Origin of the sequence: Paucidesulfovibrio longus DSM 6739 (assembly GCF_000420485.1) — a bacterium.
GTDB lineage: Bacteria > Desulfobacterota > Desulfovibrionia > Desulfovibrionales > Desulfovibrionaceae > Paucidesulfovibrio > Paucidesulfovibrio longus.
In genome coordinates this window covers 216925-240608 of sequence record NZ_ATVA01000013.1, presented here as the reverse complement: position 1 = coordinate 240608, position 23684 = coordinate 216925, and the positions used below count along the sequence as shown (strand labels likewise).

General features: G+C 60.7%; 18 protein-coding genes. 13 read left to right on the top strand and 5 right to left on the bottom strand.

Going from position 1 to position 23684, the window contains the following annotated elements:
• Positions 1 to 68: 68 nt before the first annotated feature.
• On the bottom strand, positions 69 to 2456 hold the full coding sequence (gene pbpC / locus G452_RS0108185; RefSeq protein ID WP_022661765.1) for a penicillin-binding protein 1C: 2388 nt from the start codon (positions 2454 to 2456) through the stop codon (positions 69 to 71).
• The gene (locus G452_RS0108180) at positions 2456 to 7912 is read right to left on the bottom strand and encodes an alpha-2-macroglobulin family protein (RefSeq protein WP_022661764.1); all 5457 of its coding nucleotides are present in this window, start codon (positions 7910 to 7912) and stop codon (positions 2456 to 2458) included. The genes pbpC and G452_RS0108180 overlap by 1 nt, the downstream gene beginning before the upstream one ends.
• A 302-nt stretch (positions 7913 to 8214) precedes the next feature.
• On the opposite strand from G452_RS0108180, the gene G452_RS0108170 reads away from it, so the two are divergent.
• Both G452_RS0108170 and G452_RS0108165 read left to right on the top strand, forming a co-directional pair.
• Positions 8215 to 8544, top strand: coding sequence for a hypothetical protein (locus G452_RS0108170; RefSeq protein WP_022661762.1), 330 nt, complete (start codon positions 8215 to 8217; stop codon positions 8542 to 8544).
• A gap of 89 nt (positions 8545 to 8633) precedes the next feature.
• Positions 8634 to 10241, top strand: coding sequence for an ATP-binding protein (locus tag G452_RS0108165; RefSeq protein ID WP_022661761.1), 1608 nt, complete (start codon positions 8634 to 8636; stop codon positions 10239 to 10241).
• Between the two features lie 21 nt (positions 10242 to 10262).
• Here G452_RS0108165 and G452_RS0108160 read toward each other — a convergent pair whose 3' ends face one another.
• The gene (locus G452_RS0108160; RefSeq protein ID WP_022661760.1) at positions 10263 to 11132 is read right to left on the bottom strand and encodes a universal stress protein; all 870 of its coding nucleotides are present in this window, start codon (positions 11130 to 11132) and stop codon (positions 10263 to 10265) included.
• A gap of 268 nt (positions 11133 to 11400) precedes the next feature.
• Between G452_RS0108160 and G452_RS0108150 the strand changes: the two genes are divergently transcribed.
• Positions 11401 to 13890 carry a hypothetical protein gene (locus tag G452_RS0108150; RefSeq protein WP_022661758.1) on the top strand — a complete coding sequence of 830 codons (2490 nt, stop codon included), beginning with the start codon at positions 11401 to 11403 and terminating at the stop codon, positions 13888 to 13890.
• A 362-nt stretch (positions 13891 to 14252) separates the two neighbouring features.
• Here G452_RS0108150 and G452_RS0108145 read toward each other — a convergent pair whose 3' ends face one another.
• The gene (locus G452_RS0108145; RefSeq protein ID WP_022661757.1) at positions 14253 to 15230 is read right to left on the bottom strand and encodes a calcium/sodium antiporter; all 978 of its coding nucleotides are present in this window, start codon (positions 15228 to 15230) and stop codon (positions 14253 to 14255) included.
• A 36-nt stretch (positions 15231 to 15266) separates the two neighbouring features.
• Positions 15267 to 15503 carry a DUF2188 domain-containing protein gene (locus G452_RS0108140; protein ID WP_235619606.1) on the bottom strand — a complete coding sequence of 79 codons (237 nt, stop codon included), beginning with the start codon at positions 15501 to 15503 and terminating at the stop codon, positions 15267 to 15269.
• Between the two features lie 106 nt (positions 15504 to 15609).
• On the opposite strand from G452_RS0108140, the gene phnF reads away from it, so the two are divergent.
• The 10 genes from phnF to G452_RS0108090 all read left to right on the top strand — a co-directional run bounded on the left by phnF (position 15610) and on the right by G452_RS0108090 (position 23676).
• Positions 15610 to 16359 carry a phosphonate metabolism transcriptional regulator PhnF gene (gene phnF, locus G452_RS21120; RefSeq protein WP_081650536.1) on the top strand — a complete coding sequence of 250 codons (750 nt, stop codon included), beginning with the start codon at positions 15610 to 15612 and terminating at the stop codon, positions 16357 to 16359.
• A gap of 127 nt (positions 16360 to 16486) precedes the next feature.
• Positions 16487 to 17365 carry a phosphonate ABC transporter substrate-binding protein gene (gene phnD / locus G452_RS0108130; protein WP_022661753.1) on the top strand — a complete coding sequence of 293 codons (879 nt, stop codon included), beginning with the start codon at positions 16487 to 16489 and terminating at the stop codon, positions 17363 to 17365.
• A gap of 84 nt (positions 17366 to 17449) precedes the next feature.
• On the top strand, positions 17450 to 18232 hold the full coding sequence (gene phnC, locus G452_RS0108125; protein ID WP_022661752.1) for a phosphonate ABC transporter ATP-binding protein: 783 nt from the start codon (positions 17450 to 17452) through the stop codon (positions 18230 to 18232).
• Positions 18195 to 18995, top strand: coding sequence for a phosphonate ABC transporter, permease protein PhnE (gene phnE / locus G452_RS0108120; protein ID WP_022661751.1), 801 nt, complete (start codon positions 18195 to 18197; stop codon positions 18993 to 18995). The genes phnC and phnE (G452_RS0108120) overlap by 38 nt, the downstream gene beginning before the upstream one ends.
• A complete protein-coding gene (gene phnE, locus G452_RS0108115; RefSeq protein ID WP_022661750.1) occupies positions 18996 to 19781 on the top strand; it encodes a phosphonate ABC transporter, permease protein PhnE in 786 nt (261 codons plus the stop codon).
• Complete coding sequence (gene phnG / locus G452_RS0108110) at positions 19778 to 20254, top strand: phosphonate C-P lyase system protein PhnG (RefSeq protein WP_022661749.1); 477 nt, start codon at positions 19778 to 19780, stop codon at positions 20252 to 20254. The genes phnE (G452_RS0108115) and phnG overlap by 4 nt, the downstream gene beginning before the upstream one ends.
• Entirely contained in the window at positions 20251 to 20847 is a 597-nt protein-coding gene (phnH, locus tag G452_RS0108105; protein WP_022661748.1) for a phosphonate C-P lyase system protein PhnH, read from the top strand. Before phnG ends, phnH begins: the two co-directional genes overlap by 4 nt.
• The gene (locus G452_RS0108100; protein ID WP_022661747.1) at positions 20835 to 21947 is read left to right on the top strand and encodes a carbon-phosphorus lyase complex subunit PhnI; all 1113 of its coding nucleotides are present in this window, start codon (positions 20835 to 20837) and stop codon (positions 21945 to 21947) included. Before phnH ends, G452_RS0108100 begins: the two co-directional genes overlap by 13 nt.
• Positions 21944 to 22849, top strand: a complete 906-nt coding sequence (locus tag G452_RS0108095; protein ID WP_022661746.1) for an alpha-D-ribose 1-methylphosphonate 5-phosphate C-P-lyase PhnJ — start codon at positions 21944 to 21946, stop codon at positions 22847 to 22849. The genes G452_RS0108100 and G452_RS0108095 overlap by 4 nt, the downstream gene beginning before the upstream one ends.
• Positions 22846 to 23676, top strand: a complete 831-nt coding sequence (locus tag G452_RS0108090; RefSeq protein ID WP_022661745.1) for an ATP-binding cassette domain-containing protein — start codon at positions 22846 to 22848, stop codon at positions 23674 to 23676. Before G452_RS0108095 ends, G452_RS0108090 begins: the two co-directional genes overlap by 4 nt.
• Positions 23677 to 23684: the final 8 nt, after the last annotated feature.

Below are 23684 nucleotides of genomic sequence, written 5' to 3'. Positions count from 1 at the left end.
ACCTTCGCGCATGTCTCAGCGCGGCGGGTGCGGGCCTGCTTCTCGTTCCGGGCCATGTGCTGGTCCAGTCAGCGCTCCACGCTGAAGACCAGCGCATCCGAACGGCCTTGATCGTCCTGCACCGCGATTTTGTGTTCTCCGGGCGGGGGCGCGGGCAGAAAGAACGGTACCCCGGGCCGGGCCGCGCTCAGAAGCTTGCCGTCCAGGAACCAGAACAATTCCCGCGTTTCCGGTGACGCGTCCGCCACGAGTGGGATTTGCTGGTACTCCGGAGGAGTGCCGGGGCGAATCCGATACGGCGTGGCCGGATCCGGCGATACGATTCGCAGCAGGCCCCCATCCGGCAATGCCTGGCAGTCGGGATGCAGCCGAGGCAAACTGGTCACGGGCAGTCCCACGGATTCGCGCCAGGCCGCCAGACCCGGAGGCAGGCGCACGAATGTTTCCGCATGGTGCGGGCGGGCCGCAAGGCAGTCCCCGGCCAGCCGCTCGCCTGTGGCGTCGTCCACGAATATCCGAACGGTCCAGTCGTCCTGCTCAAGCTTGGTCCGCCCTGGGATGATCGTGGCCGTGATCCGATCCGTGCAGTAGGGACCGGGAAGCTTGCGGCTCTGGGCGCAGAGTTCGACCTGGTCCAGGTCCAGGGGGCCGAACTCCGGCAAGGTCGAGGCGTTGTCTTCGAGAAGATGGAAGAGATCGAAGAGCAGCGGTCCTGCGTGGCGCGCGCCGGAGATGCCTTTTGCCGCGCGGCCGTCCAGGTTGCCGACCCAGACGCCGATGGTGAACCTGCCGGAAAAGCCGATGGCCCATGCGTCGCGGTGCCCGAAAGACGTTCCCGTCTTCCAGGCCGCTTCCGGAGCCGTCGCGGTCAGCGCCCAGGCCCGAGGCATGTCGGGGCGTTCCACCTGGGAGAGGATTCGCGTGGTCAGGAAACAGGCTTCCGGCGAAAGCAGGGGCTTGTCCCGGGTCGGTCGGGCTTGAGCCGGGTCCGTGGAAATCGCCGGAGCGAAGCGCACGGGTGCGGGGCGTCCCCCCTGGGCGAGAGTGGCGTAGAGGTTCACGAGATCGAGAAGCGTGACCTCGCCCCCGCCGAGGATCAGCGGGAGGCCGTAGTGTCCGGCGGGCTTGTCCAGACTGTTCAGCCCGCCGCGCCGGAGCAGGTCGAGGAAGCGCTCCAGGCCGACGGAGCCGAGCAGGCGGACCGCCGGGACATTCAGGGAATGCGCCAAGGCGTATTCCGCAGTGACGGAACCGCGAAACGTGCCGTCGTAGTTCTCCGGGGCATATCCGGCGTAGTCGGTGGGAATGTCCAGCAGGAGCGCGTCCGGGAAAACCAATCCCAGGTCCATGGCCTGGGCGTAGAGAAAAGGCTTCAGGGTCGAGCCGGGCGAACGCCGAATCAAGGCTCCGTCGATCTGACCGGAGCGTTCGTCGTCGAAGAAAGAGGGAGAGCCGACCAGGGCGCGGATTTCGCGTGTGGCGGTGTCCAGGACGACCACGGCCGCGGAGTCGATGCCCTGGATGCGCAGCTCGTTGATGCGGGCGCGCACCGTTTCTTCGGCGAGTCGTTGCGCCCGTGGATCAAGGCTGGTGCGAAGGCGGGGGCCGGAGAGGCGGGAGAGCGCCTCCAGGGCGAAATGCGGAGCGCGCATGGGCTGGGGCGTCAGCGCGGTGGGCAGGGGCTCCTGGGCGACCTGGGCCAGCCGCTTGTCCGGAAAGAGTCCGTGGAGCCGGTCCAGCACGCGCGATCTCACCATGTGCGCGGCAGCGGGATTGCGAATGGGGTCGTATCCGTTGGGCGAGCGGGGCAGAGCGGTCAGCAGGGCGGCCTCCCCCAGGGAAAGGCGGTCCGGGGTCTTGTTGAAGTAAAATCGGGAAGCCGCCCCCACTCCGACGATATTCCCTCCGAACGGGGCCATGTTCAGCCAGAATTCGAGAATCTCGTCCGGGCTGTGGTTCCAGCGCAATTGCACTGCGCGAAACGCTTCCACAAGCTTGGAGCGCAGGGTCCGGGGGCGCGGCTCGGCCAGGCGGGAAACCTGCATGGCCAGGGTGGAGCCGCCGCTGACCACTCTTCCCGAAAGCAGGTTGTCCCAGGCGGCGCGCAGGATGGCGAACGGGTTGACGCCCGGATGCCAGCGCAGCCAGCGATCTTCGGAACGCAACAGGGTTTTGCGCATGACCGTGGAAACTTCCTCCAGCTCCACGGGAAATCGCCATTGGCCGTCCGGGGCGAGGAACGCGCGCAGTGGTTCGCCCTCGCGGTCGAGAACCAGTCGGGCCGGAGCCGGGTGAAGCGCGGATTCCGGAAAGGGGAAAGCCGCATTCAGCCCCAGGAAGCAGAGCCAGGCCACCATGAACGCGGCGACTCCGCCCGCCGCGCCGAAAAGCAGCAAACGCGGGACCGGAAGCCTTGTCGAGGGTCCGGTCCCGCGCTCCCCGAAAAGCCGACGCATCAGAAGTCCTTGGCCACTTCCAGGCGGCCCGCCTCGCCCTGGGCGAAAACCGCCGGATCGTACATGGCCTCGACCCGAACAGGCGGCAGCGTGAATTCGCCCGCGCTCACGGCGCGGACCAGAACGTACTGGCTTCGCCATTCGTCGGGCGTATCCGCGCTGAAGGGCAGGTCGCCGAAGAGCAGCACGCGGTCGTCCCGCAGATCCTGATACGCCGCATCGAAAGGAGCGTCCTCCATCCAGTCCAGCCGCTCTGTCGTGGCCAGACGGGGGTTCTCCACTTCCAGTCCGGTGGGCAGCAGGGTCTGCACCGCCATGTTCGGAACCGCGCCGCTTCTGGAGCGAACGTCCACCTTGAGCACGAGCAGATCGCCCTGCTTCACGGCGCCTGCGAGCGCCTTGCCCTGGCGATCGAGCAGGCTGCGGCGCACCTCGATTCCCTTCGACTGCGGCGCGTACGACTTCGAGGAGGGGGCTCCACGCGTTTCCAGGCTGTAGAGGACCGCTCCGGGTTCCGTCTGTCCGTCCAGTTCGATGCGGATTTTGCCCGCTCCGAGTCCTTCCAGATGCAGGGCCGATTCATTGCTGAATTTCCCTGCGACTTCGCCGTCCACGAGAACCTTGCCGGAGAAGGGCGCATGGCTGGCCTGGCGTTCGAAGAACGCGCCCAGCGCCATCAGGGCCAGCGCGTTTTCCTGCGTGGTGTGGCTTCCCGTGTCCATGAGTCTGGTGAGCTGTTCCACAGTGCCGGGCACGCGCGGATCGGCCGGGGCCGCGTCCATGAGCGCCAGCAGGATCAACGCATGATCGCGCAGGGGCGAGCCCAGGTTGCCGCCGCGCTCGCGATTTTCGTCCGGCATCTGGGGAGCCTTGGTCAGCAAGGCTTCATAGGTGTGCATGTCCCCGACGGCGGCAAAGCTCGCAGCCAGAAGAGAGGCGGAACCGGCGTCCAGGCGTTCGCGTTCCTGTTCCGCCAGATAATGCATCATGCCCCTGTCCGGTTGCCCGGCGCGGGCGAGGACATACAGGCCGTAGGCGATGCGTTCCAGACCGGAGCGCTGCTTGGGATTCTGTTCCTTGACCAGTCGGGCCACAAAGCCCAGCGCGGGGCCGTAGCTTGCTTCGGAAACGCCGAATCCCGCGCGTTTGGCTTCGATGAGGAAGTGGGTCGCATAGACGCTGACCCAAGGATCAGCTTCGTAGGCGCCTGGCCAGAATCCGAAACCGCCGTCGCCCGTCTGCATGGCCGAAAGGCGGCGCAAGGCGCTCTGAACCATGAACGCCGGGCCTTTTTCGCCCACGAGGTCCGGAGCCAGCGCCTGGGCCAGTTCGCCGAAGCGCAGCAACGGGAAGGCGCGGGACACGGTCTGCTCGGCGCAGCCGTAGGGATAGCGGAGCAAGTCACGCAGTTCGCCGCTGTAGCGGATCATGGGCAGTCCGCCCACGTGCAGTTCGCGCCGCAGCGTGGGGGCGAGCAGGCCTTCGGGAGCAGGAGGAAGGTCCAGGGCCTGGCTGTCCAGGCTGCCCGAATCCACATGGCGCTCAAAGGGGTAGGCCGTTCGAACGGGAAGCTCCGTCTCGCTGCGGAAGCTCTGGCCGCCGCCTTCCGCGGACACGACGAACCGAGCCCGGCCTTCCGAGGCGCCGGTGCGCAGCTCAAAGGGAACGGTGACCTCACGGCCTGCCGGGACCGGGACTTTTCGTTCCTCCGCATCCAAGGTCAGGGGGCCTTCGGCCGTGATGCGCAGCGCGATCTCCAGATCCCCGTCCGTATCGTTGCGCACGGTTACGGGCACGAGAACCCGCTCGTCCAGCGCCAGGAAGCGAGGGAAGGTGGCTGTGGCGGATACCGGAGACTTGATGCGGGTCAGCACGCTGCCCGATCCGAAGTGTTTTTGCTCCGCGGCGACAGCCATGATCCGCAGCGCGCCCTGGAAGCCTTCGGGAGCCTGGGCCGAGAAGCGCACCATGCCCTGGGCGTCCGCAGTGAGCGGCCCGGACCAGAAGGTGACGGGCTTGACCCTGCTGATGCCTTCGCTGCGAACGTAGTCGGCCATGGCCTCGAGCATTTCGCCGCCGCCCGCCGGAGCGGAACCTTCCACCCCCGGTTCGGGAAAGAGCATGGAGAAGATGTCGAAGCTCTCCACGTCCAGCCGACGCTTGGCATAGAAGAAGTCGAATGGATTCGGCGTCTTTTGGGCGATGAGCCGCAGGATGCCCTCGTCCACGGCCGCGATGGTCACGGTGCTGCCGGGCCGGGTTCGCGCCTCGATCCGGATTGCACCGCCGGGTCGGACTTCCTCCGGCGCGCGCAGGGCGACGTCCAGGCGGTTCACGGCCCGATCGACGTTGAAGGGGATGGAACCGAAGGCCCGTCCCGCCTCGCCCGGCGCGAGGTCGCCGGCCTTCCGCAGCAGCATGGCCGAGATGTAGACGTTGGGGGCGTAGGAACTCTTGGCCGGGAAGCTGACTTCGGCCGTGTTGCCGACAACGTCCACCACGTGCGTTTCCAGGATGTCGCGGCTTTCCACCGTGACCAGGGCCTTGCCCGCGAAGGGCGTGCGCAGCTGGAAGGTGGCGCGTTCGCCCGCCTTGTATTCCTCCTTGTCCGGCACGATTTCGATGCGCGCCGGGTTTTCCATGGCCCAGGGCGAATAGCCCCAGCCACCGCAGTAGAATTCAAGCTGCGTCGATGCGCCCGAAGCCGGGTCCGTGAGCGTCACGCGGTAGCTTCCGAATTCTTCCGGCGTGAACTTGAAGTCTCCCACGACAGGTCCGTTCTTGGCAGTGGTGTCCGGGGTTGAGAGTTCCTTGCGTTCGAGCAGTTTGGGGTCGCGGCTGGATTCATACCGGAAGCCGCCGGACGGCGTGCGCCGGACCACGGTCTGCCATTCGTCCTTGTAGAAAGCGGCCTGGAGTTTTCCCTGGGCAGGGGCTCCGTCCGGCGAGACGAGCACGAAACGGAAGTCCACGGGCTCGCCTGGATCAAAGGCGTTCCTGTCCAGCAGGGCGAGGCCGGGGTAGCGCGGATAGGCATGAACCGGCACGCCCTGGCCGCCGCTGACGCCGCGACCGCCATGTTCGCGGACTCGTGCAGAGATGTAGGCTTCCAGTGCGGCGGGCGGGGTCAACCCCTTGGGAATCTTGACGCTGAAATCGAGTCTTCCCTGGTCGTCGAGCTTGCCGTCGGTCTGGGCGAAGATTTCCGTATTCGGAAATTCCTTTTCCGGGTCGCCGAAGGCGAAGTTTTCATACCCTCTGGGCGCAAAGGACAGGGGACGGAGCGTGACGCGGGCTTCCGCGTCCAGGTCCGCCGCAGGAGGCCCGAAAAGGTAGCGCCCCTCCACGCTGAAATCGAGGTTTTGTCCGGGCGCGCTGGAGAGCGACGCGGGCCGGATGTCCACGCGGATGCGGTCGGGGACGAATTCCTCGACCTGGTAGCGGTACTCGCCGACAGTGTCGCCGCCCGCCTCGAGCTGCATGAAATAGGAGCCGGTCAGGGCGTAGTCGGGGATCTCCCGTTTGAACGCGGCCACGCCTTGCGCGTCGGTGCGCAGCAGCCGGGATTCCAGCAGCCGACCTTCGGGGTCGTAGCTGCGCAGGGTCAGGGGCAGGGCCGGGGGCGCGGAAAGATGCTGGTCGCGCACGATGGCCGCGCCTTCGAGGGTTTCGCCGGGACGGTAGATGTCCCGTTCGCCGTAGATGAACGCGCTCAGCCCGTGCTGGGAAAATCCGCTGCCGCCCACGTCCAGCCCTGTGGTGTCCACTTGGAAGCGGTCCGGAAGCATGAAGCTGAAGTCGTTGCCCTTCTCGGCGGTGATCATGAAGGCCTGCGCTTTGCCGAGCTTGGCGGCGAGCCCGCCGAGCCGCCAGAAGCCGTTCGCGTCGGTGACGCCCCGCGCCAGAATCTGGTTGCGCTCGGAGCGCAACGTCACGCTGACGCCGGCCTGCGGCGCGAGCGTTGAGAAGGAATTGACCCAGACCAGCAGTTCGTCCGCGCCCCGCTTGGCCGCGATGCCGAGATCCGTGACCAGCACCCAGCGCTGCTTGCCCCACCAGGAACCCGGCAGGGTCAGCCCCACGCGGTAGAATCCCGGCGTCTTGCCGTCGATGTAGCGGCCCAGGTCCACACGGCTGCGCGCCGTGCGGTTGGGCGCGGCCGGGACATTCAGGGTCTTTTCGGCCACGCGGTCGCCTAGGGAGTAGTTCAGTCCCGACGGGTTGAATTCCTGGTCGAAGACCATCCAGCCGTAGTCGGCGAAAAGCCAGAAGAGGTTGTTTCGGTAGACGCGGTCCACGGTCAGGTCCACGCGGTCCGTGTTCACCGTTTCCAGACTCAGGGCGCGGGCTCCGCGCAGGGAGAGGAACATGCCTTCGTCCGCGAATTCCGCTCCGGGGGCAAGATCGGGCATGACGCCGCCCGCGGACCAGTCTTCGCCGAGCACTGCGCCGTCGATGGCGGTCAGTCCCTTGCGCAGTTGGACGGCATATTCGGAGCCGGGCAGGAAATCGCCGCGCAGGATCAGGTCGTTGCCGTCCGTGGTGAGACGGTAATCGGTTTCCGGGGTCACCCGGACGAAATCCGCCGCGCTTTCCGGGTCCACGGCGGTGGAAAGACCGATGCGGAGATTGAAATGGTCGCCCTGGTCGACGCTGTCGAGCCGCTCGGCCCGCAGGACCGGGTCGAGCACCACGCTGAATGCGCTCGTCGATTCCCGCCCCAGGGGAATGTTCCCTTCTTCGGAAGTAAGGTCCGCAGAGACGGTCAGGGTCAGGTCGCGGGCTTCGGGCATTTTTTCCAGCGGAGCGCTGCGAAAGGATATCTCACGGCTGCGCCAGCCCGTGAGCGCGCTGATTTCCAGGGGCTTGGCCGCGTGCGGGTCGGTCAGGGTCATGGCCTTGAGCAAGGCTTCGGGATCCACGGGCGCATTGAAGCGCGCCGTGCCTTCCAGCGTGATCATGGTCGGCCCAGCCGGGGAGGGGACAGCCCGCAGGTCGAGGCTTTCCAGCATGAAGCTGCCGGTCTTGACCCGCAGCGTGCGTTCTCCGGTGAAGCGCTGGCCGGCGGCGGTCAAAGCTTCCGAATGCAGGGTCAGTTCGTATTCCGTCGCCAGCCGGAAGGGCTCCTCGGCCTTGTAGGTCAGCGAGTATGCCCCGGTCCAGATCCACTGGCCCGGAAGGTCCGGAGCGATGTCCACGGCCGTGGCGTTGGCCGCTTCGCCCACGTGTTCCCGGCCGAGGGGAAAACTGAATTCCAGGGTCAGGTTCTGGCGGTTGGCAAGATCGATGACCGCATCGCTTACGGTGATCGCTGCGGGGTCGTCCGGTTGGATCGCGGCCGGGCCGCCGGGGCCCATGACGAGCAGGCCGGTCTCAACGGCCACCACGAGGGACAGCGCAAGTATCGCGATGTTTTTTATGTTCTTCAACCAAGCGAAAGGGCCGGGAATATTCATCTTGCTCGCTCCAGGGCTTATGGTGGCCGGGCAGGTTCAGACGTCCGGCCCTGGAAGATGATTAGCCCATTTCCGGGAAGGACGGAAGCTTTGGCGTGGGAACGGGATTTGCTATGTCAGGCGGACATGCAGATTATTCCCACGGAGGTTGTCGTCCATGCGCATGAGTCTGTTGCTGCTCGTATTGACGTTGTTCTTGGTTGTCGGCCTGGAAAAAATAACGGAACACAAGCGGACTGCCGGGACTTGGCCCCCGGAACCGGAGTACAAGGTCCAGGTGACCAATAACGGACCATTTTTCTATGTGGAATAGCGTCGTTCGCAACACTTTCCCCCTCGTTCTCGCCCTCGCGCTGGTCGGGGTGTTCTTTGCCCCTGCCCGCGCGAAGGCCGCCACGGACTGGCAGGCCGCAGAGCGGGCATGCCGCGCCAAGTGTCCTCCCTTTCCCCGGTTCAGCGGGGTGGAGACCGATGCCCAATACCAGGACCGAATGCGGCGGCAGGCGGCTCACGACAAATGCTTTCTGGAGTGCGCGCACAAGTCGAGCAGCGGATTCGCGCCGAGCTTCACGCCCATCGACGAAGCCGCCAAGGCCTATTACCGCCGAAACGGGGTCAAGATGGGCAAATGAGCGCGGTCCGCTCTGCTGCGGGAGAATTTGAAACTAACGGGGCAGACAGGATCGGGCATTCAGGTTACGCCGGAGAAAAGGAGAGCGTCATGGCCGATACTCCCCATTCCCCGGATGCCGAATCCAGCTTGATCGCAGGCGAATCCTTGATGCCCGAAGATTGTGCTCCCGATCGTGCCGCTCCTCTGGCCGAGAGCGTGGCTTGCCTGTGGGAGGAGGGCGAACGGGTTTTTCGTGTCGGCGTGGTCGGCACGGGACCGGGCTTCATGGCCCTGCTCGATCTGGCCTTCAATCCCCGCTTTCATGACTTTCTGCCGCCCGTGGAAGTTGTCGGCGTTGCCCGGCCCGGCGTCAATCCCGCCAAGCTGGATTATGCGCGTTCCAAGGGGGTGCCCGTGTACGCCGATCTGGAAACGCTGCATCGCGAACATCCCGAATTGAACATGCTCGTGGATCTCACTGGTGAGCGCGCCGCGCTGCGGCAGGCCCGGAGCCTTCTCGGCGAGGAGGTTTCCCTGGTGGATCAGGACGCCGCCATCTTCATCTGCGGCATGCACGACATGGCCAAGGCCAACACCAGCTCCCAGGACGACCTCGATCGGCAGCGGCATCTGCTTCAGGCCATCGTGGACGAGATCCGCGAAGACGTCATGCTGCTCGATCTCGAAGGGCGCGTCGTGGACATGAACCGAAACGTCTGGCGGCGGACAGGACACACCAAGGAGCAGCTCCTGGGCAAGCATTGCTGGGAAGTGCTCACCAAACGGGACGGCAAGCCGTTTTGCGTCAGGTATGATCCCGCCTGTCCCCTGCGCAGGAGCATCGAGACGCGGACCAAGGACGAAGCGCTGTTCACGCGCGTCAGCGCGGGCGGCAGGCTGCTCTATTACCGCATCTATTCCTATCCGATTTTCAACCGGGCAGGCGCGCTCAGCCATGTGATGATGATGCACCGGGACATCACGGCGCGCACGCATCGCGAGCAGAGCCTCCAGCAAACCGAAAAACTGGCGCTCATCGGCGAGATGTCCACCTATCTCGCCCATGAAATCCGCAATCCGCTCTGCGCGATAGGCGGATTCACCCATGCCCTGCTGCGCTCTCCGAACCTGTCGGAAAAGGAGCTGGAAAAGGTTCGGATCATCGCCGAGGAAACGCAGCGCCTGGACCAGATGCTTTCGAACATCTTGAACTTCTCCAAGCCGGGCAAGCCGCCGCAAGGGGAAGTGGACATGGTCGAGCTGGTTTCGGGCACGGTGGAACTGATGAAGGTCGGGTACGAGTCGGTGGGGTATGAATTCGTCTTCGAGGCCGAGAGCGAGCTGCCGCGTGTGCGCGGCGACGCCGAATCCATAAAGCAATGCCTCGTGAACATGATCAAGAATTCCCTGGAAGCCATGTCCGGCGGAGGCCGAATCCGCGTCTGCCTGACGCGGGAGTTCGATTTCGTGCGGCTGGGAGTCGAGGACAACGGGGCGGGCATGAGCGAAGCGGAGCAGGACAAGGCGTTCAGCCCGTTCTACACCACCAAGGCAGGCGGTACCGGACTCGGCCTGCCCATGATCAAGAAGCTCGTGGAGGAGATGGGCGGGCACATCGACCTGCGCAGCAGCCCCGGCAGCGGAACCGGCATCTACTTGTATTTCCGCCCTGTTCTTGCCGGGGTGCCGCTCAAGGACGGACGGACTCCGCACTGACTTCGGCGCGTTTTTGCCCGTCTAGCGGCAAAGCCACAGCGCGGAAGACTTGAGCCCGAGCATCAGTTCCCGGCTGACGGAGCCCATGAACATGCGTCCGAGCAATCCCTTGCCCGTGCCGGTCCTGCCCACGGCGATGGCCGCGTAGCCGCCGAGTTCGGCCATGTCCAGCACCACGGGGGCGACCCTTCCTCCCGTGAGCACGCGTTCGTCGATGCGGTCTTCGTTGATGCCGTTGTCGCTCAGGATTTCCCGTCCCCTGCGGAAGATCGCTTCCACCCCGGACGTGTCGCGCCCGCTGCGGACCTGAAGCATGGTCACCGGGTGGTGCGGCTCCAGCGCGAGCATGAACGCGGCGTGGTCGGCGATGCGGTAGGCCGGGTCGGAACCGTCCAGGCAGAGCAACACGCCGCTGCGGTCCTCGTCGGGGTTGCGGCAGATCCAGATGGGCACGGTGGTGTTGCGCTTGATGACCTCTTCCGTGACGCTTTGTTCCACGAGCTGCTCCAGCCGGGCCAGACCTCGCTTGCCCAAGACAACGGCGTCGTAGAGCCCTTTTTCGCCTTCGTGGAGAATGTCCTCCACCCGCGTGCCGGACTGGGGAACGCATTTGACCTCGATCCGCTTCTCGTCGAATCCGCCGGAAGTGAGCATGGCCTTGGAGGCGTCCAGGGCCTTCCGAAATTGGATCTCGTACTTTCGGGAGGATTCTTCCGCGTCCATCAACGTTTCATAGCTTTTTTCCTCGGTCCAGACGCGCGGCCCCGTGGGAAAGGCCGCAAAGAGCGTGAGCCGGAGGTCGCAATCCTGGGAAAAAAAAGAAGACACGAAGCGGACTCCGTGGATGGCGCGGGGGTTGTCGCTGACTGCGACGAGCAGGTGGCGGTTCATGGCATTTCTCCTGTTGCGGGCTTTTTTCGGATCGTGCCGTACTGGTGCGATGCGTTGCTGTCTTTATGACACGATCTGGATGTTTTTGCAGCCATTATCATTCGATCGCAAGAGCATGGAGCACGGGACCGATTTGGACAAAACGCATTCTCGGCCGATCCTTGACGCGATCGATGTAATCAGGGAAGAAGTAAAGTACTCATCGATGCTGTGTCCGATGAACAAGATGACATTCGCATGTTGAAGCGGTTGGAGCAGGGAGAGGCGTATGGACTGCAAGGGTAAAAGCTGTGTGATCTTGCTGGGGTTGTTCCTGATTGCCGGTCTTGCTCCCGGCGGAGCGCAAAGGTGCTGGGCCGCCTGGGGCGAGGAGGGAGGCATCCCGCTCTTCAGCGGCTCTGCCGGAAAAGTCTGGGTGCCCGTGGAAGAACAGACGGGGCAGTTCGGGCAATATGCCAAGGAACAGAATTCCACTCTCGTTGTGGACGTGCCGGACGGCCTGGGGCGGGGCCGCATCGGGCTGGCTTCGCGGAAGCATCTGCTTCTGGTGCCGCCCGAAGGACGCGAGGAGGGCATCGATTTCGAGTTCGACCCCGAACTCACCACGGGACTGCGCATCGTCATTTCGGACGGGCCACTGAACACGCCCGGCGTCAATGCGCTGGTCTATTGGTGGGGGAGCTGGGGAAGCATCATGGGCTACATGACCTCCCTGGACGAGAAGCAGAAAAGCCTGACCAATGCCGCGGGCTGGAAGGCGGGAGTCTTCACGCTGTACGTCGTCCCCGGCAAGCTGACGCTGGTCAGCGGGAAAGGGACGGCTATGGAGGTGCCCGTGGCCTGGGCCAGTCCGGGAACCCCCCTTTATCTGACCGTCACGGGGAATTCCTATTACGAAGACAAGGCTTCCGTCATGGCGCTGCGGTCGGTGAAACTGCTCCCGCCGCCGCCGGATCCGGCGCTCTTCGAGGCCGGGCTGGACGAGGTGCTCGACGAATTCGACCTGCGCGGCGAGAAGATTCTGCCGTTCATCGAGGTGCCGGAAGTCGCGCCCGTTCCTGTTGCCGCGCCCGGTTCCGATTCTCCGGGCAGCGAGCCCGCCGGACCGGGAACCGTTTCCGGGATCGGAATGCGGAATCTCCTGTCGGAAGTGGGCGGACTGTTCGTCGGCGAGGCTGTGGCCGACGAAGGCTGCGGCAAGTCGCTGGACGGGTTCATCGATCAGCAGCGCCGCATCGAGGCGACCCTGGGCAAGACGTCGAACCTGAGCGGAGCCATGAAGGATCTTTTCTGGGACATGGTCGGCAAAAGCTCGTTTTCGCCGGGATTCCTGGAGAGCGTACGCAAGAATCTCGATCTCGCTGGGGCTGGCTGGGACTACGGAAAGGCGGGATACCAAGCCTACGAGGCGGGCAGTCCGGAAGGCATGGCCTTGGCCATGACCCAGATGACGCTCAAGGTCATGCTTGATTCCTGCAAGACCGAGGCCGACCTCAAGCAGCTCAGCGGTGTCACGCGGAACATGCTTGCCTCTTCGCTGAAGAAGATGAGCAAGGAACAGCGCCGTAAGGTGCTGGAACAGCTGGCCGTGGCCCTGGGCAGGCAGAAGACCTATGCCGAGGTGCTGGCCAAGAGCCTTGATTACAATCCGGGGACCGAAGCCGGCCAGATCGCCGGGGGCGAATACAAGGAAGCCCTGTTTACGGTCACGTCCGGCGTGGTCATCGCTTTTGTCCCTCAGATCGGCATTGCCAAGTCGGCGGTCAAGGTGGCCTGGGAGGGGGTGAAGGCTACGCGGGACTGGGTCGTGGACCAGAACGTCTCGACCCTCTACGAGGCTTGGCGCGAAGAGGTCGGAGAAGGGGGCATGGGCGCGCGCGACTTCTACATCGCCCGCTCGCTGCGGGACGGCCCCAGCATGCAGCGCACCCGGGAACTCATGGAATCCCTGGGCATGAACGTGGGAAAGGACGGGAAAAAGCGGGATCTCAGCGATGCCGAGGTGGAGAAATACCTCGAAGCGCAGTTCCGGAAGTGGCACGCCATGGAAAAGGAAGGCGAAAAGCGCGCCGACGCCTACTCGAAGCTCAAGGACGACTATCAGTCGCTCGATCCCTCCTGCAAGAACGGCCTGCGCGACAGGCTCTGGCCCAAGGGGCTGTATGGAGCGACCTACCAGTACAACAAGTATCGGGATCCCTGCCATTATGAGAAGATCATGTTCGAGGAGTACGCCAAGCTTCAGTTGCGCATTCGCAGCGAACTGGAGAAATGGCGGCAAAAGGGGCGCAAGGGGGAGTGCGACGCGCAGCGCCTGGACTACCAGGCCGGAAAGCTCGCCTGCCGTCTGCTTTCTTCGGGCGAGGACGCCTACCGCGGCCTTTTCGCGCAGGCGCTGAACGACTGCAAGCTCCTGCCCGAACCCAAGGAGCTGATGGTCGAGCGGTACAAGAAGCGTGTGGAGAAGCGCATGACCGGCATGCGCAGCCGCAACGCCACGGTCATGCTTCAGCATATGGAGCGGACGGATTTGCTCAGCTGCCTGTGCAATCGCTACTCGATCATGGGCAGCGGGTGCCGTTATCATCCGCAAGCCTCCGAAGGCTGTCCCAACTCGGGCGGACCGTGCGTGCAGGGCAACTGGGGCTGCTCGCGCCTGCCTCTGCCCACGGATGAAAAGGCCATGGCCGCCTGTCAGATCGGCAAGCGCCTCGCGGAAAAGGCTGTGGAGCGCAGACTGGCCGGGGATACGCCCTAGCCCTGCGTCCGCGCAACCAGCGCAGGAGGCGGGAACCCGGAAACGGAACGCCAACAAAATCAAAAAAGCCACCTCCATATGGAAGTGGCTTTTTGATTGCTGGTGGAGGGAACGACGACCTACCGCAAAACAGTCTCAAAGCCCGCGCTCCTCGTAACTCCTTGATAATAAACGCCGAAGTCATCTCACACAACCATTTTCCGACAACCCGACCAGAGAAATGATTTTCTCCTCTGATTTCCCGGCACCGGACGAGGGTGACGGGTTTGCAGTAAAAACGGACACCTGGCGTCGAGCCGCGACAACTTCGAATCCGGTTTTCGGACGCCAGTTCGGTTCCCAAAACGGGAATCGAATTGGGCCTATGCCTGCCCGCCGAAAACCGTGCTGATCAGGTAGGCCGTATAGCCCACGTAACAGACCAACAGCACCGCGCCCTCGATGCGGTTGATACGTCCCGGTCCCCGGAATCCATAGCCGATGACGAACAGCGACAGGGTCAGTGCGGCCATCACCAGTATGTCTCGGTTGAAGACTTCCGGCCCAACGGCCAGCGGATGAATCGTACCGGCGATCCCTACCACCGCCAGCGTGTTGAACAGGTTGGAGCCTAGGATGTTGCCGAGAGCGATATCGTGTTCGCCCTTCCTGGCTGCAATGATTGATGAAGCTAATTCCGGTAGCGAGGTGCCCACCGCGACGACGGTCAGGCCGAGGATCAGGTCGCTGACCCCGAATCCATGGGCGATCTCCACCGCGCCCCAGACCAGTACACGGGAGCTGACAATTAAAAGCGCCAGCCCCACCACCAACCAGAAGACCGCACGGCGAATGGGCATGGCGCGATTTTCCAGCTCCTGCTCCATCTCGCTTCCCAGCGCATCGGCTTTTTTCTGCATGCCCTGCCAAATAGTCCAGGCCATCAGCCCGCCGAATACTGCAAGCAGCACAACAGCATCGAACCGGGTAATCTCACCGTCCCATAGTTGCCATGCCGCCAGAGCGGTCACAACCGTGAGGATAGGCAGCTCCTTACGCAGCACCTGCGAATGTACGGCGATGGGGCTTATCAAGGCCGTCACCCCCAGGATCAGGGCGATGTTGGTGATGTTCGAGCCGTAGGCGTTCCCCAGCGCGATGCCCGGGTTACCCTGCGAGGCGGCCAGAGCCGAGACCACCATCTCCGGCGCGGAGGTGCCGAACCCGACAATCACCATGCCGATCAGCAGCGGCGGCATGCCGAAATGGCGGGCGGTAGAGGCTGATCCCTCCACAAAACGGTCAGCGCTCCAAACGAGGAGCGCCAAGCCAAAAATTACAGCGATGAAGGCCAGTGTCATACAGAACAAAAACTCCCTGAAAGCATATGCACTGGATTACCCCTTCGGCGGATACGGATCGTTCCCGTGGCTGTCCTTGTTCTGGATCTTCCCGTCCTTGCCGTAGATGTAGAACTCGGTGCCCTGGTTCTGGCTGATCTTGCGCCCGGCATCAACGGCATCCTGCTTCTTGTCGAAGTGACAGCTGCTACGGGTCGCGCCGTCTTTCTTGACGTCCCAGCCTCCATTGGCTTTCCAAATTAGATGATGTGATCCGGGATGCTCGATAAACACTTCCAAAAATAATTTTCACGTAAATTTAAGCATTCCGTAACAATACATTAACAATGCCCGGGTAGTTTGCCATGGTCATCTAGATATATAGCCAGAAGAAAACGAAATGAGCCTCTTTATAATTGAACGCAACCAGGGAACCGCAGTCTATGCCCAGATTGCCAGAATCCTGGAAACTGAGTTCGTAAAAAACGGAATGCCAGGAGACCGCTTGCCTTCTGAAGGTAATTTGGCTGAGCAGTTTGGTGTAAATCGACACACCTTGCGCAGGGCTGTTGATGAACTCATTACTGCGGGAATGCTTGAACGATTACATGGCATCGGTGTTTTTGTTTCAGAAAAACATCTTGATTATAAATTGAAATCAAAAACACGGTTCACACAGACGTTGCATGATTTGGGAATGACAACAGATTGTGAAGTCATGAGAAAAAATGTCATCGAAGCTCCAAAAGGAGTGGCGGACGCCCTGAAACTGAAAAACAAGCGAGATGTTTTATGGATTGACACATTGCGTTATGCGGACGGCATTCCCCTTTGCGTTATTTCCCATTTTTTACCGATTTCGCCGTTTGGGGATTCTTTGCGTGATTATGACGGCGGCTCTCTTCATGAAGTACTTCATGATCAATTCGGCCCGTTGTTGCGTCTGGAGAGTTTGGTCACCGCTGTCGTTGCCCCTGAAGACGATGCAAAACTACTGCGCGTAGTCAACGGACAACCGGTTTTGCGGGTTAAGAGCCTGAATGTTCTTGAGCAGGACAATACCCCGGTGGAATACGCGGTAACAAGATTTCGGTCAGATATGATTCAGTTGCGAATCGACATGAACGACAGCGTTAATTGTTGGATGTGAGATTTAACGAAATTGAAACATTCACGACACGTAACGATAACATGCGCACTGTATCTTTATTGCTGTCGACAGGATCAGGCGGTCTGATCATGTCTAGATAACTATACCAGATAAGGAGAAAGAAGAAATGAAGACGGTCTTGAAAAAAATTGGTGTTTTTTGCGCCGGAGTGGCGGTATCAGCCATGCTTGTGCTTCCGGCTGTGGCCGGAGAACTCGTCATGGGTCTGATTCCGGCCGAAAACAACGAAGAGATGATCAAGCAGTTCGAGCCGATGCGTGCCTATCTTGAATCCAAAACCGGACAAAAGGTCAAGGTTTTCACCGCCACGGATTATGCAGGCGTTATCGAGGCCATGAGAAAAAAACGGGTGGATATCGCCTGGTTTGGCCCTCTTTCGTATTACCTTGCCGAGCAGGAAGCAGGCGCGGAAGCGTTCGCGGCCGGTATCCGCAAGGGCAGCGATTCCCACACCTATAAGAGTATTTTTGTCGTTCCGGGCAACAGCACCATCAGGACTATTCAGGATCTGAAAGGGAAAAACGTGGCCTTTGTCGACCCTGCCTCCACTTCAGGAGGGCTGATGCCCACATTCATGGTGAAAAAGGCCACCGGCATGATGCCTCAGGACTTCTTCGGCAAATTCACCTATGCGGGCTCCCATGACGCCGCAGAGCTGGCCGTCAAAAACAAGACCGTGGATGCCGCCGCCGACAACGACATCACCTACGGGAAGATGTTGAAAAAAGGTCTGATCACCAAGGAAACAAACCGAGTTCTGCTGGAATCCGATCCCTTACCCGGTTCCCCCCTCGTCTATCGCAAGGATCTTCCCGAAGATCTGAAAGCCAAGATCCGGGAGGCGATTCTGGATGCCCACAAGGACATCCAAGTCACCGGCTACGGTGAGTTGAGCCATTACGTCGCCGTGACTCCTGCGGACTACCAGGTCATTCGGGATATGGTGCGGGAACTCGGGTTGAAGAAAGAGAATATACTCAAGTAATTTTTACAACAACTTGTTCAAACAACACGGATGCAGCGCCGCTCGAATGCGGCGCAACATCCTTCTTTATAAGGAGGCCAGCAAATGGCAAGCATTTCCCTGCAAGGGGTTACAAAGAAATTCGGCAATGGTTTTCAAGCATTGCGCGGTGTAAGCGTTGACTTCGCGCCGGGTAGCCTGACGGCTATCATCGGACCTTCAGGGGCGGGCAAATCCACCATGCTTCGGATGATCAACGGACTGGAGCTGCCGACAAGCGGCGAGGTAAAAGTGGCGGAGCGGGTCGTCAACCGATCCAATCTCAGAGAGGTGCGCGGCGACGTGGGAATCATCTTCCAGCATTACAATCTCGTGAGCCGTCTGTCCGTAATGACCAACGCCCTGACCGGACGACTCAAGCATCGTTCCTGGCTCGGGAGCATGCTCTACCTCTTTCGCAAGAACGACATGGATCTGGCATTTCAGGCGCTGGACAGAGTGGGTCTGCTTGACCGCGCCTGGGATCGCGCCGACAAGCTTTCAGGCGGACAACAGCAGCGTGTGGGAATTGCCCGGGCGTTGGCGCAACAGCCCCGGGTTCTCCTGGCCGATGAGCCGGTTGCAAGCCTTGATCCGGTGACCAGTGAAGAGATCATGCAATTGCTTCGGGAGATCTGTGACCGAGACGGCATCACCGTGATCGTCAATCTGCATCAGGTGGATCTGGCCAAACGTTTTGCCTCCCGGGTCATCGGCCTGAATGCGGGGCAAATTGTTTTTGACGGTCATCCCAATGACCTTGATCAGCGCTCGCTTGACCAAATCTATCACACCAAGAAGGAAGCCAATGATGAACAACAGCCTGCCCCTTTGCTGGCCTACGCGTAACGGGCTTCCATCTATCGCGGTAGTGATCGCTTTCGTTGTCGTCGTCGGTTTGTTGGCCTGGGCCGCTCCCATCGCGGAAATCGATCCTCTGCGTCTGGTGGCGTCCATTCCCCGCCTCCTGAGCTTTCTCGGCAACATTTTCGTCATGCCGGACATTGAGTATTTGCCCGAACTTTTTAAGAAAATGCTGGAGACCATCGAAATGACGCTGCTTGCCACGAGTATCGCTCTGGCAATCAGCCTGCCCCTTGGCTTCCTTGCGGCGAAAAACACCAGCCCCCACCCGATTGTATTCCATGTTACGAGGACCTCACTCTCATTCATGCGTGCCTTGCCGGAATTGGTCTGGGCGCTAGTTTTCGTCTCGGCGGTCGGCCTCGGCCCACTCCCTGGCGTCATGGCTCTGTCATTCGTGACGGTCGGCTTCATGGGCAAGTTTTTCGCCGAGAGCATCGAAGTGGTCGACGCCAAACCCATTGAAGGAGTGGAAGCGCATGGGGCCGGATGGTTGCAGGTTCGCACCTTTGCCTATCTGCCCCAGGCCATGCCGGATTTTATCGGTTCAACGCTGTATATCCTCGATCACAATCTTCGTGCGGCGGCGATTCTCGGCCTGGTCGGGGCGGGTGGCGTCGGCTATGACATGGTCATGGCGATGCGCCTGTTCGATTATGACCGAATCCTCGGCATCGCTTTGGCCATATATCTCATCGTTGCGTTACTGGATCGTCTATCCAGCCATTTCAGGGCGAGGGTGATTTAAATGAAGAAGCTCTCCGCGCTCCCGCCCAAAAAACCGTTCAATCCCGCGCCGGTCTGGTTTTCCTTATGGATTGTCCTGCTTTGGCTGATCGTTTTCGACCTGGATATTTCCTTCCAAACGCTGCTCTACGGCGTGGAGGACATGGCTGAATATTTCAGCCGCTATACGGCTCCGGATTTTTCGGAGATGTCTAGATATCTACAACTCATGGCACAGACCATCGCGACGGCCTTGTGGGGCACGCTCATCGCCTTCGTCACGGCTTTTTTACTGGCCCCTTTCGCGGCGCGCAACCTGACGCCCGGCAGGGCGACATACCGGATTGCCCGAGAAACACTGAATTTTCTCCGCGCCATGCCCGATCTGTTGCTGGCGCTTATTTTTGTAGCGGCCCTGGGCCTCGGTCCGCTTCCCGGCGCATTGGCCCTTGGTGTTCATACCGCAGGATTCCTAGGGAAATTTTTCGCCGAGAACCTGGAGCGTATCGACAAGGGGGTTATTGAGGCGGTCCAGGCGACCGGCGCGAGCAGAAGTCAGGTTGTGATGTACGCGGGCTGGCCTTCCATTCTACGCGAAGCCATCGGCTACACCCTCTACATCATGGACCGGAATGTCCGCATGGCGTCGGTGCTTGGCCTGGTAGGAGCAGGCGGCATCGGTCTCGCCCTCCACGATACCTTGCGACTGTTCAAGTACGATGAATCCGCCGCCCTGATCCTGGTGATTCTGAGCGTCATTCTTGTTTTTGATTATTTTTCAACCTGGTTGAGAGGAAAACTCACATGACCGATTCCATATCATATCAGCGCCGTGACTGGCCGCGTTTGCTTTTATCACTACCACCGCAAAAGATTAAAGAAGCTGTGCGAACCATTACGGAGCTGTGCCGGGTCGATGACCAGGCCCTGCCGCAATCGGGACTCGCACTGCTTCAATTACGCGACGGTGCCTTGGCTGAACCCTATTTTATCGGGGAAATTCCTCTTTCCCGAGCCCAGGTCAGGGTCATTGATAAAAACGGTAAAAAGGGCGCGGGCGCGGCACAGATTCTTGACGACCGGACGAGCTTGGCGAGAGATGTCGCCATCTTGGACGCCATTCTCGCCAACAGGTTAAACGGGCATGAAATCATCGCGCATTTACTTGAGGAAGGCGCGCGTGGACTCGCGCGCAATGAAGCATCCCGCAGTGTGATCCTTGAGCGCACCCGCGTGGACTTCTCTCTGCTCGACGCAACCGGTGAGGACAATGACATATGAAGATCGAACCAATCTGCAAACCACAATCAGCCGTATGGGAACCAGCCGTCCAACAGAAGGCTTTTCGCCAACTGATGAATGCCTTCGCCTTCCCGGGGTCACTTGAAACACTGCTTCCTGAGGTTCAGGAACGCGAAAACAACCTGTTGCGCCTAATTCTGGCGACTCTGACCGATGGTGCGGTCACCGTCGCCGACCCGCATCACATGATTGACGATCATGACTGGTCAAAACTTGAGACAAACAGGGAGACACCGGAAAAAGCGCGGTTCATCGTCGCTCGCGGCGATACCGCCCCGATATTTTCTCCGGCTCTTGGTTCCCTGGAATGCCCCGAGATGGGGGCAACAGTCATCCTGAACGTTACCTACATCGGTCGGGGCGAAGCCTTGGTCATGCGAGGCCCCGGGATTCAATCTGAAAAAGTAATTGCCTGCTCGGGACTCACCCCGGCCTGGCTGAACAAAAGAAGTGAGTGGAACGGAGCATTTCCGCTGGGCGTGGACATGATTCTCTTTGATACGGCTCGGGTCATCGCCATTCCCCGCACCACGCGGATCAAGATAAAGGAAGGACAGTCATGGGATATGTAGCGATCAAAGGTGGCGGCATCGCCATCAAGGGGTCACAGGAAGCGCTTGAAGCGCTGCGTGCCGCCGAGGGAGAGCAGGGCGTTCCTCTTTCTCTTTCAGCCATCGAGAATCAATTACGTCTGCTCACCTCACGAATCGTTTCCGAAGGTGGGCTGTACCACCCGCGCCTGGCCGCCCTGGCGATCAAACAGATGCAAGGGGACACGCTTGAGGCGGCATTCGCCCTGCGTGCCTATCGTTCCACCAAGCCGCGCCTGATGTCGACGCCGGTACAGGAGACCAGTCGCATGCGTGTCATCCGTCGCATTTCCAGCGCCTTTAAGGACATACCAGGAGGGCAGATGCTGGGGCCGACCTATGATTATGCGCTGCGATTGATGCGGATCGACCTGGCGGATGAGTCTCCCGAGGTATTTCGGGAAATCGCCGCGAAGTTCATGGCCGACACTCCGGGCGATGCTTTGCCGGAAACCTTTCCCAAGGTTGTGGAGGCGCTGCGCAAGGACGGCTTGCTGCCGAAAGCCCCTGCCCACGACATCGAGCCTTTCGACATTACGAGAGAACCCCTCATTTTCCCCATTCCGCGCTCGGCGGTGCTGTCGAGCATGGCGCGGGCCGAGACCGGATCGCTCCTCGCCCTCGCCTATTCCAACATGCGGGGTTATGGCGACATTCATCCGACCATCGCCGAACTGCGCGTCGGTTATCTCCCGGTTTACTTACCCCATCCGGTAACAGGGGAAGAGATTGAGGCCGGCGAGGTGCTGATCACGGAATGCGAGGTGGTCGCCATGTATGAAAACAGCGACAACAAGAGCAAGCCGGTGTTCACGCTCGGCTACGGAGCCTGCTTTGGTCACAACGAAACCAAGGCCATATCCATGGCGGTACTGGATCGCGCCCTGCAAAAGGGCATGAAGGAAGGTCCGACGAATCCGTCGGAAGATCCGGAATTTGTTGTCCTGCATGTCGACGGCGTGGATTCCATGGGGTTCGCGAACCATTACAAGATGCCGCACTATGTGACGTTCCAGTCGGATATGGACCGGTTGCGCACGACCCAGGCGAAAGCAGAGCAAAAAAGAGGAAATAAAAAATGAACCCATATTACGAACTACCACAGGATGAAGCCGGATACAGCTTTGGTTTCCTGGATGAATACGCAAAGCGGGAAGTGAGACGCAACATCCTCAAGGCCATCTGCATTCCCGGATACCAGACCCCCTACGCCTCCCGCGAAATGCCGATGGGGCGAGGCTTCGGCACGGGTGGACTGCAACTGACCCTGAGTCTTGTCGGCCGGAGCGACACACTCAAAGTCATCGATCAGGGATCGGATGATTCGGTGAACGCGGTCAATTTGCGCCATTTTATCGAATTGACCTGCCCAGGCGTAGACACCACGGAACGCACCCAGGAGGCGACGCTTATCCAATCACGCCATCGCATCCCCGAGAGGCGACTGACGAGTGCGCAAATCTTAGTGTTGCAGGTGCCGTATCCAGATCCATTGGTCGTTGTCGAGCCTTCAGAAGCACGGCGCAAAATCATGCACGGCGAGGGGGATTATTCACGGCTGCTGACCAAGCTGTACGAAGACATCGTCCGTTTCGATGAAATCACCATCTCGCACCGTTATCCGACGCGCATCAACGGCCATTACGTGCTGGACCCCAGCCCCATTCCACGTTTCGACATACCCAAGCTCAACCAGTCGCCCGCGCTGATCCTGTTCGGAGCCGGGCGTGAAAAAAAAATCTATGCCGTGCCGCCCTACACCAACGCGGAGCCGTTGGCCTTCGACGATATCGCTTTCAGAACCGAGGATTTCACCGACGAGCAGGGGCTGCGGCGATCCTGCCACCGTTGCGGCGCGACGGATTCTTTTCTGGATGAATTCACCAGCAATGACGGCGTGCGGATCTATCAATGCTCAGATTCGGATTACTGCAATCAGCGGTTGTCCACGCAACACAGTGCCGCAAATGAGGCTTCGCGATGAAAAAAATTCTTGGAGTAAAAAACCTCGGCAAGATTTACGGCTCCGGATGCCCTCGCTGCCTTGAAAGCACTGGGCCGGAAGCGGGCAGCAACATCTGCTCCCACTGTGGCTCCGTGGTGGCCGCAGCCAATATCAGCTTTGATCTGCACGCCGGAGAGATTCTCGGCATCATGGGAGAGTCCGGCAGCGGCAAATCGACCATCGTGAAGATGCTTTTTTTCGATGAAGCGCCATCGCACGGCGAAGCCGTCTTTTTCGACAGCGAACGGCAGTGGGACCTCTTCAGCCTGAATGCGGCACAGCAGCGCTGGCTGAGAAACCACCGCTTCGGCATCGTCTACCAGAACCCGCATCTCGGCCTCAATTTCAATTTTTCCGCTGGAGGAAACATCGCCGAGCGTCTGTTGATGAGCGATTTCTCGCACTACGGCAGGATACGCGAACGGGCGCGCAGCCTCTTGGCCCGCACGGAAGTCATGCCCGAGCGCATGGACGAATCCCCGAAAAAATTTTCCGGCGGCATGCAACAACGCGTCCAGATCGCCAAAGCGCTGGCGACCAGCCCCCCTGTTCTTTTCCTGGACGAAGTGACCACCGGCCTCGACCTCTCGGTTCAGGCCCGCATTCTCGATCTTATTTTGGAAATCCAGCAGGAACTCGGCACGGCAATGATCGCGGTGACCCATGATCTCGGCGTCATACGGTTGCTGGCGACTCGTACCATTGTCATGAAGAACGGACGAATCATCGAAGCGGGGCTGACGGATCAGATACTGGAAGACCCCCAGCACGCCTATACCCAGCAGCTTGTCGCTTCCGCATTATAAGGAGCATT